This window comes from Thioalkalivibrio sp. ALMg11 (assembly GCF_000377905.1).
In the GTDB taxonomy this organism is placed as follows: domain Bacteria; phylum Pseudomonadota; class Gammaproteobacteria; order Ectothiorhodospirales; family Ectothiorhodospiraceae; genus Thioalkalivibrio.
Genome location: NZ_KB898871.1, coordinates 194,828 through 211,835, shown reverse-complemented (window position 1 = coordinate 211,835; position 17,008 = coordinate 194,828). Strand labels below are relative to the sequence as shown.

At 68.0% G+C, this 17,008-nt stretch carries 18 protein-coding genes; 9 read left to right on the top strand and 9 right to left on the bottom strand.

Annotation, left to right across the window (positions count from 1 at the left end; translation table 11 throughout):
* The first annotated feature begins 10 nt into the window (after positions 1-10).
* From mdh to D578_RS0101025, 5 genes are all read left to right on the top strand, one after another.
* Positions 11-934 (top strand): malate dehydrogenase, encoded by a 924-nt coding sequence (mdh, locus tag D578_RS0101045; protein WP_018948162.1) that lies wholly within the window; start codon positions 11-13, stop codon positions 932-934.
* Entirely contained in the window at positions 918-1,874 is a 957-nt protein-coding gene (locus tag D578_RS0101040; RefSeq protein WP_196800649.1) for a 5'-3' exonuclease H3TH domain-containing protein, read from the top strand. Before mdh ends, D578_RS0101040 begins: the two co-directional genes overlap by 17 nt.
* Positions 1,871-2,530: a DUF1007 family protein gene (locus tag D578_RS0101035; RefSeq protein WP_018948160.1), complete on the top strand. Its 660-nt coding sequence runs from the start codon at positions 1,871-1,873 to the stop codon at positions 2,528-2,530. Before D578_RS0101040 ends, D578_RS0101035 begins: the two co-directional genes overlap by 4 nt.
* Before the next feature lie 10 nt (positions 2,531-2,540).
* Positions 2,541-3,080, top strand: coding sequence for a pseudouridine synthase (locus tag D578_RS0101030; RefSeq protein WP_018948159.1), 540 nt, complete (start codon positions 2,541-2,543; stop codon positions 3,078-3,080).
* A gap of 122 nt (positions 3,081-3,202) precedes the next feature.
* Positions 3,203-5,260, top strand: coding sequence for a transglycosylase SLT domain-containing protein (locus D578_RS0101025; protein WP_018948158.1), 2,058 nt, complete (start codon positions 3,203-3,205; stop codon positions 5,258-5,260).
* 366 nt (positions 5,261-5,626) lie between these two features.
* Here the strand turns inward: D578_RS0101025 and D578_RS0101020 are convergent, their stop codons facing one another.
* Positions 5,627-6,010: a group III truncated hemoglobin gene (locus tag D578_RS0101020; RefSeq protein WP_018948157.1), complete on the bottom strand. Its 384-nt coding sequence runs from the start codon at positions 6,008-6,010 to the stop codon at positions 5,627-5,629.
* Positions 6,011-6,079: 69 nt separating this feature from the next.
* Between D578_RS0101020 and D578_RS0101015 the strand changes: the two genes are divergently transcribed.
* Complete coding sequence (locus D578_RS0101015; protein ID WP_018948156.1) at positions 6,080-6,988, top strand: fructosamine kinase family protein; 909 nt, start codon at positions 6,080-6,082, stop codon at positions 6,986-6,988.
* A 64-nt stretch (positions 6,989-7,052) separates the two neighbouring features.
* Here D578_RS0101015 and proC read toward each other — a convergent pair whose 3' ends face one another.
* Positions 7,053-7,871 carry a pyrroline-5-carboxylate reductase gene (gene proC, locus D578_RS0101010; RefSeq protein ID WP_018948155.1) on the bottom strand — a complete coding sequence of 273 codons (819 nt, stop codon included), beginning with the start codon at positions 7,869-7,871 and terminating at the stop codon, positions 7,053-7,055.
* On the bottom strand, positions 7,868-8,584 hold the full coding sequence (locus tag D578_RS0101005; RefSeq protein WP_018948154.1) for a YggS family pyridoxal phosphate-dependent enzyme: 717 nt from the start codon (positions 8,582-8,584) through the stop codon (positions 7,868-7,870). The genes proC and D578_RS0101005 overlap by 4 nt, the downstream gene beginning before the upstream one ends.
* 145 nt (positions 8,585-8,729) lie before the next feature.
* On the opposite strand from D578_RS0101005, the gene D578_RS0101000 reads away from it, so the two are divergent.
* The 3 genes from D578_RS0101000 to D578_RS0100990 are packed head-to-tail and all read left to right on the top strand — an operon-like array spanning position 8,730 to position 12,130.
* Positions 8,730-9,764, top strand: coding sequence for a type IV pilus twitching motility protein PilT (locus D578_RS0101000; RefSeq protein WP_018145114.1), 1,035 nt, complete (start codon positions 8,730-8,732; stop codon positions 9,762-9,764).
* Positions 9,765-9,818: 54 nt separating this feature from the next.
* The gene (locus D578_RS0100995; RefSeq protein WP_018948153.1) at positions 9,819-10,991 is read left to right on the top strand and encodes a PilT/PilU family type 4a pilus ATPase; all 1,173 of its coding nucleotides are present in this window, start codon (positions 9,819-9,821) and stop codon (positions 10,989-10,991) included.
* 20 nt (positions 10,992-11,011) lie between these two features.
* Entirely contained in the window at positions 11,012-12,130 is a 1,119-nt protein-coding gene (locus tag D578_RS0100990; RefSeq protein ID WP_018948152.1) for a PilT/PilU family type 4a pilus ATPase, read from the top strand.
* A gap of 108 nt (positions 12,131-12,238) precedes the next feature.
* On the opposite strand, the gene D578_RS0100985 is transcribed toward D578_RS0100990, so the two are convergent.
* The 6 genes from D578_RS0100985 to D578_RS0100960 are packed head-to-tail and all read right to left on the bottom strand — an operon-like array spanning position 12,239 to position 16,960.
* Positions 12,239-13,147 (bottom strand): dihydroorotate dehydrogenase electron transfer subunit, encoded by a 909-nt coding sequence (locus D578_RS0100985; protein ID WP_018948151.1) that lies wholly within the window; start codon positions 13,145-13,147, stop codon positions 12,239-12,241.
* Positions 13,144-14,436 carry a dihydroorotase gene (locus D578_RS0100980; protein ID WP_018948150.1) on the bottom strand — a complete coding sequence of 431 codons (1,293 nt, stop codon included), beginning with the start codon at positions 14,434-14,436 and terminating at the stop codon, positions 13,144-13,146. The genes D578_RS0100985 and D578_RS0100980 overlap by 4 nt, the downstream gene beginning before the upstream one ends.
* A complete protein-coding gene (locus D578_RS0100975) occupies positions 14,433-15,446 on the bottom strand; it encodes an aspartate carbamoyltransferase catalytic subunit (protein WP_018948149.1) in 1,014 nt (337 codons plus the stop codon). The genes D578_RS0100980 and D578_RS0100975 overlap by 4 nt, the downstream gene beginning before the upstream one ends.
* 19 nt (positions 15,447-15,465) lie before the next feature.
* Positions 15,466-15,987: a bifunctional pyr operon transcriptional regulator/uracil phosphoribosyltransferase PyrR gene (gene pyrR, locus D578_RS0100970; RefSeq protein ID WP_018948148.1), complete on the bottom strand. Its 522-nt coding sequence runs from the start codon at positions 15,985-15,987 to the stop codon at positions 15,466-15,468.
* Positions 15,984-16,379, bottom strand: coding sequence for a Holliday junction resolvase RuvX (gene ruvX / locus D578_RS0100965; RefSeq protein ID WP_018948147.1), 396 nt, complete (start codon positions 16,377-16,379; stop codon positions 15,984-15,986). The genes pyrR and ruvX overlap by 4 nt, the downstream gene beginning before the upstream one ends.
* 2 nt (positions 16,380-16,381) lie before the next feature.
* Positions 16,382-16,960 carry a YqgE/AlgH family protein gene (locus D578_RS0100960; RefSeq protein ID WP_018948146.1) on the bottom strand — a complete coding sequence of 193 codons (579 nt, stop codon included), beginning with the start codon at positions 16,958-16,960 and terminating at the stop codon, positions 16,382-16,384.
* Positions 16,961-17,008: the final 48 nt, after the last annotated feature.

The following is a 17,008-nucleotide window of genomic DNA, read 5'->3' as shown; positions in this document are numbered from 1 at the left end:
GGAGCAGCGCATGCAGAAGATCGCCATTGTCGGTGCCGGACGCGTTGGCGAATCCACCGCCCAGTTTCTGGCCCGCCGCGACATCGCCCGCGAGATTGCGCTGCTGGACGTACGCGAGGGCGCGGCGGCCGGCGCCGCCCTGGATATCCAGGAGACCGCGCCACTGCTGCGTTTCGATACCCGGCTGACCGGCAGCCACGAGGCGTCGGTGATCGCCGGCGCGGAACTGGTGATCATCACCGCCGGGTTGCCGCGCAAGCCGGGCATGTCGCGTTCCGATGTGCTGGACAAGAACGTCGAGATCCTTGATGCCATCCTGCAGGACATCCTGGTCCATGCCCCGCAGAGCCGCATCCTGGTGGTCTCCAACCCGGTGGACGTGCTGACCTACCGTGCCTGGCAGAAGACTGGCTGGAGCCGCGACCGCATCTTCGGTCAGGCCGGGGTGCTGGATACCTCGCGCATGGCCGCCTTCATCGCGCTGGAGACCGGCCTTTCCACCCATGACATTCAGGCGCTGGTGCTGGGCGGCCACGGCGACGCCATGGTGCCGATGCTGCGCTATTCGTCCGTCAACGGCGTCCCGCTGCATCACTTCATGGATCAGGCCACGCTGGACAACATCGTCGAGCGGACCCGGCACGGCGGCGCCGAGATCCTGGCCCTGAAACAGACCTCCAGCGCCTACGGCGCACCGGCCGCAGCCATCGCCGAGATGGTCGAGGCAATCGCCTTGGATCGGCGGCGGGTGCTGCCCACGGTGGCCCTGCTGGACGGCGAGTACGGCGAGCGCGACGTGGCCATGGGCGTGCCCTGTATCCTTGGTCAGGGCGGGATGGAGCGTGCCATCGAGCTGGAACTGAATGCCGAGGAGCGCGCGGGCTTCGACCAGTCCATCGCTGGCGTGCGGAAGGACCTTGAACGCCTCGCCTGAATCCGGCCCAGTGCCGGCTGTGCGGTTGCCGACCCTGACCCTGGTCGACAGCAGCATCTTCGTCTTTCGCGCCTGGTTCGCTCGCGGCCTGGACCCGGATCCGCAGGGCCGACCGGGCGGTGCGCTGCACGGCCTGGTGCACTCGCTCTGTCAGTGGCTGCCGGGCTGCGCGCCGGGCCCGGTGGCCTTTTGTTTCGACACCGGCCAGCGCCGTGGTTTTCGTCACCGCATTGACCCTGCCTACAAGGCCCATCGTCCACCGGCCCCGCCGGAGCTGCGCGAGCAGTTCGCGCGGATCCGCGAACTACTGGGCAGGCTGGGGTTTGCGACCCTTGCCGACGCGGAATACGAGGCCGACGACCTGATCGCCAGCCTGGCCCGCGCCGGGCGCGCGGCCGGCTATCGCATCGACGTGAAGAGTGCCGACAAGGATCTGACCCAGGTGATCCTGGGCGGGCAGGACCGCCTGCACGACCCGGAACGCGGGGTCGACATGGATCGTCGCGCCATCGAAAAGCGCTTTCGCATCCGCCCCGAGCAGGTTGCGGACATGCTGGCCCTGGCTGGGGATGCCAGCGACAACATTCCCGGAATCGACGGGGTTGGACCGAAGACGGCCGCGCGCATCCTGCGCCGGTTGCACGACCTCGACACGGTCCTGGCCGACCCGCCGGCCGTCACCCGTTGCAACATCCGCCGGGCGCCCGCGGTGGCCGCGGCCATCGCCGAGCAGGCCGACCGGCTGCGCCGCTCGCGCCGGCTGACCGGCCTCGCCGATCGTATCCCGGACCTGCCGCCGCCCGGGCAACTGCAGCCGTCGGCGCCGGCCCCCGATGCGCCCGCCTGGCTGCAGGACCTGGGTGTTGCCCCCGCCTACCACGGCCCCCTCCTCGCCGCCGCGGGCGCCTGGGGCCTGACGGATACGAGGCAGCCGGCATGATCCGTCGGCTGCACATCCTGGGGGGCTTGGTGCTGGCTGCGCTCGTGCTGCTGCCGGCCGTCGTGCAGGCGCACCCGCATGCCTGGATCGACCTGCGGATCAGCTTCGAGCGCGACGGCGACGGGCAGATCACCCATATGCTCCATCACTGGCGCTTCGACCCGACCTACGGGCAGTACCTGTACGACGATGCCCAGGAGCACCAGTCCGGCGATACCGCTGAGGCGCGCCTGCAGGGGCTTGCCACCGAGATCCTCGACAATCTGGACGAGTACCGCTGGTACAGCCACCTGGAGGTGGGTGGAGAGGAGCTCGGGATCGCGGCCGCCGTCGATCCACGGATGGCCATGGACGCGGGGCTGCTGCATTTCCGCTTCCGCCTGGAGTTGGAGCAACCGGTGGACCCGGCCGGCGAGCCTCTGGCGTACAAGGTCTACGACCCGACGTACTTCATCGAGATCCTGCATCAGGACCCGCATGGCACGCGCATCCTTGATACGTCCGGACTGGTGGATGCGACCTGCCAGGCCCGGCTTGAGCGGCCGCGCCCGGACCCGGCGCTGGTGGCGCGTGCGATGGCGCTGGACTATGGCGCCAGCGTGGACTACGACCTCGGCCGGCACTTCGCCGAACGTGTCACCCTGCGCTGCGACTGAGGCACTGGTTATGGCCCGGGTCGTGTTGTTTCACAAGCCCTGGGGCGTGCTGCCCCAGTTCACCGACCCCGAGGGTCGTCCGACACTGGCCGACTACATGGCGATCCCCGGCGTCTATCCGGCCGGTCGTCTGGACCGTGACAGCGAGGGCCTGCTGGTCCTGACCGACGATGGGCGTCTGAACGCGCGTCTGACCCAGCCGCAGCACAAGACCAGCAAGACCTACTGGGTCCAGGTCGAGGGCGAACCCGACGACGCCGCGTTGAATGCCCTGCGCGATGGTGTCGAGTTGAAGGATGGCCTGACCCGCCCGGCGCAGGTGGAGCGCATGGACCCACCGGACCTCCCGGAGCGCGACCCACCCGTGCGTTTTCGCCGCCACATCCCGACCCGCTGGCTGGCGCTCACCCTGCGCGAGGGGCGCAACCGCCAGGTTCGCCGAATGACCGCGGCGGTTGGCCACCCGACCCTGCGTCTGGTTCGCTACCGGGTCGACTCCTGGACCCTCGACGGCCTCGACCGTGGCGAGGTTCGCGTTCTGGCTACCTGATCCCGCGGTCGACGCGCCGGAATGCCGGAACTGCCGCCCGAGTCGCGCGAAACCGGAGGATCCTCGTTGCAAGCGCTCTGGCGCAGGCCGATGATGGGAAACCATTGATACGAGGGCAGGACATGCGCCAATCCAGGAACGTCATCGCCGGGCTGGCCGGCCTGTTGCTGGTCCTGGCCGCGGCGCTGCCGGCGGCCGCGGCCGAAGAAGACCTTTATGTCTTCGAGCGCAGCCTGTACCTGCTCGCCGAGCGCGCCCTGAACCGCGGCGACATGACGGCCTACCGGGCCGCGCGCAGCACCCTGACGGGCTACCCACTGACCCCCTACCTGGATTACCGCGACCTGGCGCGCAATCTCAATCGCGCCGACCCGGACGCGGTGCGCCGCTTTGTGCGAGAGCATGACGACACCCCGCTGGCGGGCCGGCTGCACGGCAGCTATCTGACCCATCTCGCGCGCGAGGAGCAGTGGGCGGACTATCTCGAATTCCTCGATTCGGACCGCTCGCTGGGCGTCGAGCAGGATTGTCATCGACGCCAGGCGCTGTTGAAGACGGGGGAGCGCGAGGCGGCCCTGGAGGACGTGGAGTCCATCTGGCTGCACGGGCAGTCGCGCCCTTCGGCCTGCGATCCGGCCCTGAAGGCCTGGCGCGACGCCGGGGGGCTGACCGGCGAGCTCGCCTGGGATCGTTTCGTGCTGGCCGTCGAGGCGGGACAGACGGGCCTGGCCCGTTACTTGCGCCGCTACCTTGACCGCGATGACCGCCCGTGGGCGGAGCGCTGGCTGGATCTGGCCAGCCGCCCCGCGCGGGTTGTGGAGGCCGACTTCGACGCCGGCGAGCACCGCTCGGCGGAGGCGCTGATGGAGCGGGCCTTTACCCGCTGGATCCGCCAGGACCTGGATGCCGCCCTGGAAGGCTGGGAGAAGGGCGGGGGCGATCTCGGGCTGTCCCCCGAATCGGCCGGGCGTGTGCAGCACGCCCTGGCCCTGCGCCTGGCGCTGCGCTATCGCCCCGAGTCGCTGGACTTCATGGCGGCCCTTGAGCCCGAGGTGTTCGACACCCAGTTGCGCCAGTGGCAGGTGCGCGCGGCGCTGTACGAGCGCGACTGGGAGACGGTGATGGACGCGATTCGCGCCATGGATCGCGACGTGCGCGACGAGGCGGCGTGGCAGTACTGGTATGCCCGTGCCCTGGAGCAGATCGAGTCGCTGGAGGCCGCACGCGGCTTCTACGAGCGCGCGGCCCGCGAACGTAACTTCTACGGCTTCCTGGCGGCTGACCGCTTGGGTCAGCCCTATCGCATCGGTCATCAGCCCCTGGTGCTGGAAGACGGGCAGCAGGCGGCCATGCGCACGCACGCTGGCATGCAGCGCATGCGCGAGCTGGTCCGCCTGGACCGCAACGCCGAGGCCCGCCGCGAATGGACGCGCGCGGTGGCCGACATGGATACCGCGGAGCTGGAGGCGGCGGCGCGCACCTTTGCCGACTGGGGCTGGCACGACCGCGCGATCTTCACCGCGGCCCGCGCCCGCAACTGGGACGACATCGAGCTGCGCTTCCCGCTGGCCTTTGATGACCTGATCGTGGCCGGGGCACGTGAACAGGGTATCGATCCGGCCTGGGCCATGGCGATCGCGCGCCAGGAGAGTGCCTTCCTCCACGACGTCCGTTCCGGTGCCGGGGCGCTGGGGATCATGCAGGTCATGCCCGCGACGGGCCGGTCCATCGCCTCGGCGGCGGGGGTGCGGGTGAACTCCGATTGGGACATCCTCGACCCGGCGACCAATGCCCGGCTCGGCACCTACTACCTGCGGCGCAATCTCGACCGTTTCGGAGGCCACAGCATGCTGTCCTCCGCGGCCTACAACGCCGGCGCCCACCGGGTGAGTTCCTGGCTGCCGGAGGACCGCGCGATGGATCCGGATATCTGGGCCGAGCTGATCCCGTTCTCCGAGACCCGCGACTATCTCCGCCGCGTGTTTGCCTATCGCATCCTGTACGCGGTGCGCCTGGGGCAGGAGCCGCCGTCGCTGTCCACCCTGCTGTATCCGGTGACGCCGCAGGACGGCCTCGCTGCGAGCCGCGAACGCCACCTGGCCTCGCTTCCGGGCGAGGTGGGCATCACCCTGAGCCGCGCCTTCTGCGACGCCCCGGGCTACACCGAAAACGCCTGCTAGGATCCGCTTCCGGAGGGCCTTTTAACCACGAAGCGCACGAAGCCACGAAGAAGGGCGAGGGCGATTTGCAGGAAGGCTTGAAGACCCGGAAGGAGGTGGAGGGCTAAGGTCTCCGACGAACAGTGGCGCTGCGGCCCACCAGGAGCAGGGTTGGCAACGCACATCGGAACAGCCCTCGCCGCTGGCGATTCGACGCGTGGCAACCCCAACCGCGACCGCAAAGGCATCAGCGCGAGGACGTACCCCGGCGCCACCCCACAAGATTCCTTCCTGCCTACCCTTCTTCCTGTGAATCGCCCTTGACCTTGACCTTGACCTAGCCCTTCTTCGTGTTTTTGTGCGCTGCGTGGTGCAAACAAAGATCGGTCAGCCGCGGATGATGTCCTCGCGCATGCGACTGGCGATGCCATCGGCCAGTTGCTGCCATTCGGCTGCCAGCGGCGGCTCCAGGTGATCCTCGGTGGTGGCCTTGAAGTGGCGCATCCAGACGGCCAGGTCGGCCTCGGTCAGGTTCAGCGGTGCGTGCTTGCCGACCATGTCGATGGTCGGCGGCTGTTCCAGGCGCCCGCCCAGGTTCATGTACCAGAAATCGGCGATGCGCTTCACGTGATCCGGGAAGTCCTGGATGCGCTCGAAGTGATGGCCGATCTCGGGGTCGGCCGACAGGCGGCGGTAGAAGTCGTCGATCACCGCGCGGATGCGCTCGGCGCCGATCTTGTCGCACAGAGGTTCGAGCTTGCGAAAGGCCATGGGGTGTCTCCTGACGGATCCTGCGACAGCCGGTAACCTGCACACTGACATGGAACCCGGATGCCAAGGATGAACCAATTTGATTCAACGGGCCCCGATGCCGTGACGGCGGCGGTGGCCCAGTGTATTGCCGACCATACCGGAACGCCCTTCGAGCCAACAGGAAGCCAGGCCTGTTCCGGGGGCTCCATCAATCAGGCGCAGCGTTTCACCGGAAGCGACGGGCGGGAGTTCTTCGTCAAGCTGAGTGGGGGCGACGGCGCTGCGATGTTCGCGGCCGAGGCGCGCGGCCTGGAAGAGCTCGCGCGCTGCGAACGCCTCAAAATCCCCGATGTCGTCGGCGCCGGATCGGCCGGCGGCACCCACTTTCTGGTGATGGAGAACCTGGCGCTGGGGGGGCGCCGCGATGGCGTGGCCCTGGGGCACGGGATTGCCGACATGCACCAGAAGACCCGCCCGCGCTTTGGGCTGGATCACGACAACTTCATTGGCAGCACGCCGCAGCCGAATACCGAGCACGACGACTGGGTGTCGTTCTACCGTGATGAACGTCTGGGCTTCCAGCGTCAGCTGGCGCAGAAGCGTGGGGCGGCGGGATCGCTGCTGGGGGCGCTGGAGGAACTGGAGTCCTCGCTGGGCGGCTTCTTTACCGACTATCAGCCGGTACCCTCCCTGCTGCACGGCGACCTGTGGAGTGGCAACTGGGGGTTCCTGGCGGATGGCAGCGTGACGATCTTCGATCCGGCGGTGTACTACGGCGACCGCGAGGCCGACCTGGCGATGATGGAGCTGTTCGGCCACCCGGGCCAGGACTTCGTCGCCGCCTACGAGGAGATCCTGCCCATCGACCCCGGCTATGGCGTGCGGCGTACGCTCTACAACCTCTACCACATCCTCAATCACGACCACCTGTTCGGCGGGGGCTACGGCCCCCAGGCCGAGCGCATGATCCGCCAGCTGCTGGCCGAGCTGCGCTGATTGCCCCACCACGAAGCGCTCCTGACCGGGCCCTCCTTCGTGCGCTTCGTGGTGACTCAGGGTTTCAACGCCCGAGTTCGCGTGAGCGTTCGGCGGCTGCGGTCATCGCGCGGCGCATCAGTTCGCGCAGGTCACCGTCTTCCAGGACCTGCAGGGCGCGTTCGGTGGTGCCGCCCGGGGAGGTGACGCGATGGCGCAGCTCCGCGGCGCTCTCGTCGCCCTCTGCGGCCAGACGGGTGGCCCCGGCCAGGGTGCCCAGGGTCAGTTCCAGTGCGGTGTCTGCCGGCAGGCCCAGTGACTTCGCGGCCTCCTGCATCGCCTCGATCATCAGGAAGACGTAGGCCGGTCCGCTGCCGGAGGTGGCGGTCACGGCGTGCATTTGTTCCTCGTCCTCCACCCAGATCGCGCGGCCCACCGCCTCCAGCAGCCGGGTGGCCGTGGCGCGATCCTCGGGGCTTGCGGTGGGGGCGGCGTAGAGTCCGGTGACCCCGGCGCCGACCAGGGCCGGGGTGTTCGGCATCGCGCGGACCAGGCGCGTGGCGTCGCCCAGCCACCCGGCCAGTTGGGTAGTGGTGATGCCCGCGGCCACCGAGATCACCAGCGGCTGGCCCTGGTTCACCGCGTCGCGCAGCGTCGGGGCCAGCTCCGGCAGGGTCTGGGGCTTGACCGCAAGGATCAGGGTGGCGCTGTTGGAGGCCAGTTCGGTGGCGCTGCCGCTGGCGAGGCCTGGATAGCGGGCCTGCAGGTCGCGTACGCGCTCGGCGCCCTTGTCGGCGATGGCGATGCGTTCGGCGGCATGGCCGGACTGGACCAGCCCTTGAAGCAGGGCCTCGCCCATGTTGCCGGCCCCGATGAAGCCGACCTCGAAGCGGTGTTCCGTCATGCGGACTCCTTGGATTTGGGTTGGCGCGGGCCGAACAGAGCGGTGCCGACACGCACCAGTGTGGCCCCCTCGAGGATGGCCGCCTCGAGATCGTCCGACATCCCCATGGACAGCGTATCCATCGAAAGGCCCTCTGCGTTCAGGGTATCGCGCAGAGCGCGCAGGCGCGCGAAGGGTTCCCGCTGTAGCGGGATGTCGTCGGCGGCGGCCGGGATGGCCATCAGCCCGCGCAGCACGAGGCCGGGCAGGCCCTGCACTGCGGCGGCCAGGGCGGCAGCCTCCCCGGGGGCGACCCCGGCCTTCTGCGGCTCCTCGCTGATGTTGACCTGCAGGCACACCTGCAGCGGCGGCATGCCCTCCGGGCGCTGATCGGACAGACGCCGGGCGATGCGCTCGCGGTCGACGGTATGTACCCAGGCGGCGCGTTCGGCCACCGCGCGGGTCTTGTTGCCTTGCAGGGCGCCGATGAAGTGCCACTCGAGGCCGAGCGGCGCCGGTGCGGCCTCCAGGGTGTCGTATTTATCCACCAGCTCCGGGGCGTAATTCTCGCCGAAGGCGGACTGTCCCAGCGCATGCAGGGCGCGAATCTCGTCCGCGCCCCGAGTCTTGCTGACGGCCAATAGACGGACCGAATCCGGGTCGCGCCCGGCCTCGCGGCAGGCGGCCTCGATACGGGCTCGAACGGTGCTCAGGGCATGGTCTGGTGCGGTCATTTCCCTATGATATAGTCCGGAAGAACACAAGGTCACCGCGGATTTTCGCGCGGGCCTTCATAAAGCGACAGGGAGTGGTGGTGGTTGTGGCTGCCACCAGGGCGATGACGCGGGTCGGCGCCACGTCCGATAACAGGGGGGATGCATGGATATCACGCAGTTGCTGGCCTTTTCGGTCAAGAACGGGGCCTCGGACCTGCACATCTCCGCGGGCATGCCGCCGATGGTGCGTATTGACGGCGACATGCGCCGGGTGAACGTGCCGGTCATGGACCACAAGGAGGTCCAGGGCCTGATCTACGACATCATGAACGACCGCCAGCGCAAGGACTACGAGGAGTTCCTGGAGACAGACTTTTCGTTCGAAATCTCGGGGCTGGCGCGTTTTCGTGTCAACGCCTTCAACCAGGACCGTGGCGCGGCGGCAGTCTTCCGGACCATCCCCTCCAAGGTCCTGACGCTGGAAGAACTGGGCGCCCCGCGCATCTTCGAGGAGATCTCGGACTACCCGCGCGGCATCGTGCTGGTGACCGGCCCTACCGGTTCAGGCAAGTCCACCACGCTGGCGGGCATGGTCAACCACCGCAACGAAAACGACTACGGGCATATCCTCACCATCGAGGACCCGATCGAGTTCGTGCACGAATCGAAGAAGTCCCTGATCAACCAGCGCGAGGTGCATCGTGACACCCACGGCTTCAGCGAGGCCCTGCGCTCGGCCCTGCGTGAGGACCCGGACACCATCCTGGTTGGCGAGCTGCGCGATCTCGAGACCATCCGCCTGGCGCTGACCGCGGCCGAGACCGGCCACCTGGTGTTTGGCACCCTGCACACCAGCTCCGCGGCCAAGACGATCGACCGCATCGTCGATGTGTTCCCGGCGGCCGAGAAGGATATGGTTCGGGCGATGCTGTCGGAGTCGCTGCGCGCGGTCATCGCGCAGACCCTGATGAAGAAGATCGGTGGCGGGCGCGTCGCGGCGCACGAGATCATGCTGGGCACGCCGGCGATCCGGAACCTCATCCGCGAGAACAAGATCGCGCAGATGTACTCGACCATCCAGACCAGTTCCGGCTCCGGCATGCAGACGCTGGACCAGTGCCTGAAGGACATGCTCGCACAGGGCGTGATCAGCCGCGAGGACGCTCGCCGCAAGGCCAGCAACCCGGATTCCATCTGACCAGAACGCCTCCGATGCGCTTGACCGTCGGACCGGGGACCAAGGGAGAATGCCATGGATCGTGAAAAGGCGATCAAGTACATGCACGACCTGCTACGGGCCCTGGTGGACCGGGACGGCTCGGATCTGTTCATCACGGTGGGCATGCCGCCGGCGGCGAAGATCGACGGCCGCGTGGTACGGATGACCGAACAGAACCTGACGGCCTCGCATGCCCAGGCGCTGGTTCGCTCGATGATGAACGACAAGCAGTCGGCCGAGTTCGAGCGCCACCAGGAGTGCAACTTCGCGATTGGCTTGCCGGGCGTGTCGCGTTTCCGCGTGAACGTCTTCACCCAGCGCGGCACCCCCGGTATGGTGCTGCGAACCATCAATTCGGTGATCCCGAAGTTCGAGGACATCCAGATGCCGCCGCAGCTGGAGAAGATCACCCAGGAGCGGCGTGGCCTGGTGATCTTTGTCGGCGGCACCGGCTCGGGCAAGTCGACCTCGCTGGCGGCCATGATCGGCTATCGCAACCGCACCACAGCCGACCATATCGTCACCATCGAGGACCCCATCGAGTTCGTCCACGAGCACGCGATGAGCATCATCACCCAGCGTGAGGTCGGTGTGGACACCGAGAGCTACGAGATCGCGCTGAAGAACACCTTGCGCCAGGCGCCGGACGTGATCCTGATCGGCGAGATCCGCGACCGCGAGACCATGGACTACGGCGTGGCCTTCGCGGAGACCGGGCATCTGTGCCTGTCCACGTTGCACGCGAACAGCACCAACCAGGCACTGGACCGCATCATCAACTTCTTCCCCGAGGACCGGCGCGAACAGCTGCTGATGGACCTGTCGCTGAACCTGAAGGCCGTGATCTCGCAACGCCTGGTACGCAAGGATGGCGGCGAGGGCCGGGTGCCGGCGGTGGAGATCCTGATCAACACCCCGCTGATGTCCGACCTGATCCTGAAGGGCCAGGTGCACGAGATCAAGGAGCTGATGTCCCGTTCCCGCGAACAGGGCATGCAGACCTTCGACCAGGCCCTGTTCGACCTCTACGAGGATCGCCACATCAGCTACGACGAGGCCCTGCGCAACGCCGACTCGGTGAACGACCTGCGCCTGCGCATCAAGCTCGACAGCCAGCGAGCCCAGGATGACGGGGCGCCCGCCGTGAAGGATGAGGGCGAAGGTCTGTCCGTGGACGAGCGCGCCGAAGACTTCAACCTGCGCTAGTCGTTGGGGAAACAGGAAACATGAGCCAGTTGCAGATTGAGCCCTACCTGAAGTTGATGGCCCAGAAGGCCGCCTCGGACCTGTTTTTTTTGACCGGCGCGCCGGCCAGCATCAAGGTCGACGGCCAGTTGCAGCCAATCTCGCGCAAGGCGCTGGCGCACGGTCAGGCCGAGGGCATTGCGCGCGAGCTGATGAGCGAGCACCAGGCCGAGATCTTCGAGCGCGAGACCGCGGTCAACTTTGGCCTGTCGCGCGAAGGCCTGGGACGCTTCCGCGTGAATGTCTACCGCCAGCGCGGCGAGGTCGCGATGGTGATCCGCTTTATTCGGGTGGCAATCCCGACCATCGAGCAGCTCGGACTGCCGGAGGTGCTCAAGCAACTTGTCGCCTATAACGATGGGTTGGTGCTGATCGTCGGGGCGACCGGAACCGGCAAGTCGACCACGCTGGCATCGATGATTGATCACCGCATCACGACCCAGAGCGGGCATATCCTGACGGTCGAGGATCCGATCGAGTTTCTGTTCAGTCACAAGCGCTCCATCGTCGGTCAGCGCGAGGTGGGGATCGATACCCCCAGCTACGATCACGCCCTGCAGGAGGGCATGCGCGAGGCCCCGGACGTGATCATGGTCGGCGAGGTCCGCTCGCGCGAGACCATGCGCGCGGCCCTGACCTACGCCGATACCGGGCACCTGGTGCTGACGACCCTGCACGCGACCAACGCCACCCAGGCCCTGGACCGAGTGATCAACCTGTTCCCCGAGGACAATCGCCCGCAGATCCTGTCGGACCTGTCGCTGAACCTGCGCGCGATCGTCGCCCAGCGCCTGCTGCAGACCAAGGACGGGCGTCGTGTCGCAGCGCTGGAGATCCTGATCAACACGCCTTACATCTCCGAGCTGATCCGCGGCGAGAAGATCAACGAGATCAAGGAGATCATGGCCAAGGGTGGCTCCGTGGGCATGCAGACCTTCGATCAGGCGATCGTCAAGCTGTTCAAGACCGGCGACGTCATGCTGGACGAGGCCCTGAACAAGGCGGATTCGCGGGCCGATCTCGAGTGGCGCCTGAATTTCGGGGGCGGCGTCTCGTCCGCCGAAGAGACCGAGGAAGAGCTGAAGCTCCCCGACAAGTAGGCTGCGCTGAGCGAAGCGAACCGCATCGTGCCCCGCTCCTGCGACGGAGGCCATGGGTAACCGCTACGCGGTTTTCAGGATGACGCTTTTGGTCTACCCGGGGGCTCTTCAGGCGCGCTCCGGCTCCGGGAATACATCGGCGGCCGCGAACACCGGCCCGTCCACGCAGACGCGTTTCATCGCTACCCCGTTCGGGGTGCGAACCGGTACCGTGCAGCCGGCACAGCCGCCGACCGCGCAGGCCATGAACTCCTCCAGCGATACCTGGCAGGGGAGATCGAACTCCGCTGCCAGTTCCGCACAGGCGGCGAGCATCGGGTGGGGACCGCAGGCGAAGAGCTCCACCTGTTCGAGTTCTTCGGGCGCGAGATTAGCCAGCCACGCGCGCCCCAGGTCAGTGACGAAGCCGTCATAGGCGCCCGGCAACCCAGCCTTGGAGGTCAGGCGGCAGGCGACCCCCCAGTCTTCCAGCAGCGGCAGGGTCGCGATCGCCCCGTCCGGCAGGCCCGGCCAGAGGATCTCCGACGGGCGGGCATGAAAGGGAAACGGGACCTCGGAGCCCAGCACCGCATGGGTCTTCCCGGCCTCGCCCTGAAGATGCAGGCGGTGGGCGAGGAAGATCATCGGCGGAATGCCGACCCCGCCCCCCAGCAGCAGGCGCCTCGGGCGCTCCGGATTCAGGCGGAACGGCTGGCCGATCGGGCCCAGCACGCTGAGGGTGTCGCCCTTCGCCTGTTGCGACAGGGCGCGGGTGCCGTCGCCGACCACCTTGTAGAGGAACTCCACCCAGCCGGCCTCGCGGTCCACGCGCTGGATCGACAGCGGGCGGCGCATCAGCAGGCGCGGGGCGCATTGCAGATGGGCAAACTGCCCGGGCTGGGCCGCGCGGGCGCATTCGGGCGCAAAGACGCGGAGGATCCACTGGTCCGCACCGGCGTCATGGTGATCCAGGATGCGGCCTTCCTCCTGGAAGATCGTGCCCCGGTGCTTCCGGTCGGCAGTGTGGGTCGTGCTCATGCGGTGTCCTCGACGGGGCGGGTCCAGACCGGGCGCCCGGCGACCCAGGTCTCGCGGACCTGTCCGGCGAAGGTCCAGTTGAAGAAGGGGGTGTTGTGGCCTGCGCTCAACCAGTCTTGGCGGCGGACCTCGTGCATCGCGGCCGGGTCCCATAGCACGAAGTCGGCGCGCGCGCCCGCGGTCAGGCGTCCCTGGGCAAAGCCGAGGATATCCGCCGGCCCGGTGGTGACCCGGGCCAGTGCCTCATGCAGGCTCAGGAGCCCGTCCTCGACCAAGCGCAGCGTCAGCGGTAGCAGGGTCTCCAGCGCCGAGATGCCGGGCTCGGTACTGGCGAATGGGCCCAGCTTGCTGTCCGGTTCGTGTGGCTGGTGGTCGGAGCAGATCGCGCTGATGTCGCCGCGCGCGACGGCCGCGCGCAGGCCGTCGCGGTCGCGCTGGCCGCGCAGTGGCGGGATCACGTGGCAGTTCGGGTCGTATTCGGCGACGTCGACCTCGGTCAGGAACAGCTGGTGGGCGGCCACGTCTGCGCTCACCGGCAGGCCGTCGGCGCGCGCCTTGGCGATCATCTCCGCGCCGCGGCGAGTCGACAGCCGCGCCACGTGGACCCGCGCCCCGGTCTGCTCGACCAGCGCCAGGATGGCGCCCAGCGCCGCGGTCTCGGCGGCCTCGGGGATGCCGGCCAGTCCCAGACGGGTGGAGACCGCGCCCTCGTGCATGCAGCCGGAGCCGGTCAGGGCCGGGTCCTGCGCCGAGAGCACGATGGTCAGATCGAAGGTGGTGGCGTATTCCAGTGCCCGGCGCAGCACCAGCAGGCTGGCCAGCGGTTTGCTTGCGTTGCTGACTCCGCGCGCGCCGGCCTGCATCAGGGCGGCCATCGCGGCCAGTTGCTGGCCCTCCAGCTGATGGGTCAGCGCGCCGAGTACGTAGACCCGCACGCCGCAGGCCTGGCGGGCACGGCGATTGATCAGTTCGATCTCGGCGGGCGAGTCGATCGGTGGCTCGGTATCCGGCGGGACGACTACGCTGGTGATGCCGCCCCGGGCCGCGGCGAGGGTCTCGCTGGCGACGGTGGCCTTGTGCTCCTCGCCCGGTTCGCGCAGGCGTGCCGCCAGGTCGATCAGGCCGGGGATCAGCCACAGCCCGCTGCCGTCGATGCGTCGGCGCGGTTCGAAGCCGTCCGGGATCTGGCCGCGGGCAAGAATCTCGCTGCCCTGCACGCACAGCGAGCCGACCGCGTCGAAGCCATCCGCAGGGTCGAGGATACGGGCGTTCTCGATCAGCACGCTCATGCCTGGTGGGCCCCCATCACCATGGACATTACCGCCATGCGTACCGAGATCCCGTAGGTCACCTGTTCGAGGATCACCGAGTGCGGCCCGTCGGCCACGGCGGATTCGATCTCCACCCCGCGGTTGGCGGGTCCGGGGTGCATGACCAGGCAGGTCGGGTGCGCCAGTTGCAGCCGGCGCGAGGTCAGGCCGAACAGCTGGTAGTACTCGTGCTCGGAGGGCAGGTGGGCGTGTTCCATGCGCTCACGCTGCAGGCGCAGCATGATGATCACGTCGACGTCCTTCAGCCCGGCGTCGAGGTCGTTGTAGACGTGCACCCCGAGCTGGTCGACATTCGACGGCAGTAGCGAGCAGGGGGCGACCACGCGCACCTCGCCGGTCTGCAGGATGTTCAGCGCGTGGATCTGCGAGCGCGCGACCCGCGAATGCAGGATGTCGCCGACGATCGCCACCTTCAATTTGGTGAAATCGCCCTTGTGGCGGCGGATGGTGAACATGTCCAGTAGCGCCTGGGTCGGGTGCGCATGGCGCCCGTCGCCGGCGTTCAGCACGCTGATCCCCGGGGCTACGTGGCGGGCGATGAAATGGGCGGCCCCGCTCTCCTCGTGACGCACCACGAACATGTCGACATTCATTGCCTCGATGTTGCGCAGGGTGTCCAGCAGGCTCTCGCCCTTCACCGCCGAAGAGGTGTCGATGTTCACGTTCAGCACGTCGGCAGACAGGCGCTTGGCGGCCAGCTCGAAGGTGGTGCGGGTGCGCGTGCTGGCCTCGAAGAACAGGTTGACGATGGTCTTGCCACGCAGCAGCGGGACCTTCTTCACCGCCTTCTCGTTCATGTTGGCGAACGACTCGGCGGTGTCCAGGATCTCGGTCAGGAGCTCCCGGTTCAGCCCCTCGATGGTCAGCATGTGGCGCAGCTGGCCGTCGTCGGTCAGCTGCAGGCGGTTGGGCAGCGGGCCCGGTTCGGGCAGGCGCGCGCCGGGGTGGGCAATCTGGGTCTCGGTCATCCGTTGTGGTCCCGGCGGTTCAGGCCTTCAGGTCCTCGGGATCGATCGTCACCCGTTCCAGGCGTAGTGGCTCGGGGCCGCGCAGCTTGATCTGTTCGGTCTTGCCCAGCTCCATGTGGGCGCCAACGATCGCCGCCGCGATCGGCAGTTCGCGACCGTCGCGCTCGACCAGCACCGCGAGGGTCACCGAGGCCGGGCGGCCATAGTCGAACAGCTCGTTCAGCGCCGCGCGGATGGTGCGGCCGGAGTACAGGACGTCATCCACCAGCAGCACGTGTTCGCCGTCGAGGTCTTCCGGGAGTTCCGACGGGCGGACCTGCGGGTGCATGCCGATGCGCGAGAAGTCGTCGCGATAGAAGCTGATGTCCAGGCGCCCCAGCGGGCGCTCCACGCCCAGGCGTTCGCGCAGGTGCTCCGCGATCCAGACGCCGCCGGAGTGGATGCCGACCACGATGGGTGCGGCGATCCCGTGGGTCTTCAGGTAGTGGCGGGCCTGCTCGGCCATGTCGTCGAGCAGGGTCGGGACGTCCGGTGTCGTCATGATGCATTCTCCAGAAACCAGCCTTCGAGGATGACCGCGGCGGCGTGGGCGTCCAGCCCCGGGTCGTGGCGTCCCGGCCTGCGACGTTCGCGGGCCAGATGAGATGTCAGGTGCTCGTCGCACCAGTATACCGGTTGCCCGTAGCGCTCTTCGAGGGCGCGGGCAAAGCCCCGGATGCGCCGGGCCAGCGGGGTGGGCTTGCCGTCGGCCTGGGTTGGCCAGCCGACCACGAACCCCTCCGGGCCCCATTCCGCGACCAGGGCATCAATCGCGGGCCACAGGGCGGGCGCATCGTTGGTGAGCGTGCGCAGGCCGCGCGCGGAACCCGTGAGTTCCTCGCCCACCGCGACCCCGATCCGGCGCCGCCCATAGTCGAACGCCAGCAGCCCCACGTTCAGGCGTGGCCGGAGGCCGAACTGATCAGGTTGACGTCGATGCCGATCAGTTCGGCGGCGGCGCGCCAGCGCTCGGCGCTGGGGCGATCAAACAGGATGTCGCTGTCGGCGCGGGCGGTAAGCCAGGCGTTCTCGGCCAGCTCGCTTTCCAGCTGGCCGGGGCCCCAGCCGGCATGACCCAGCGCGATCAGGACCCGGCGGGGCCCCTGGCCCGCATTGATCGCCTCGAGGATGTCGCGCGAGGTGGTCAGCACGATGGAGTCCGTGATGGGCTGGCTGCCGCGCCAGGTCTGCTCCGCGGAGTGCAGCACGAAGCCGTGCTCCGGCTGTACCGGGCCGCCGCGGTAGACCGGCATCTCCGGCAGATCCTCGCCGGGTTCCAGTTCCACGTGCTCCAGCAACTCGCGCAGCGAGAACTCGGTGGGCTGGTTGATGACCAGGCCCAGCGCGCCCTCTTCGTCGTGATCGCAGATATAGGTGACCGCATGGCTGAAATAACCATCGTTCAGGCTTGGCATGGCGATCAGGAAGTGATCGCGCAGGCAATCGGGCTCGTGACGGGCGGTCGTCGGCTTCATGCCACCAGTATCGATGCTGACTCTGCAGGTCGCAAGGAAGGCCGGGCC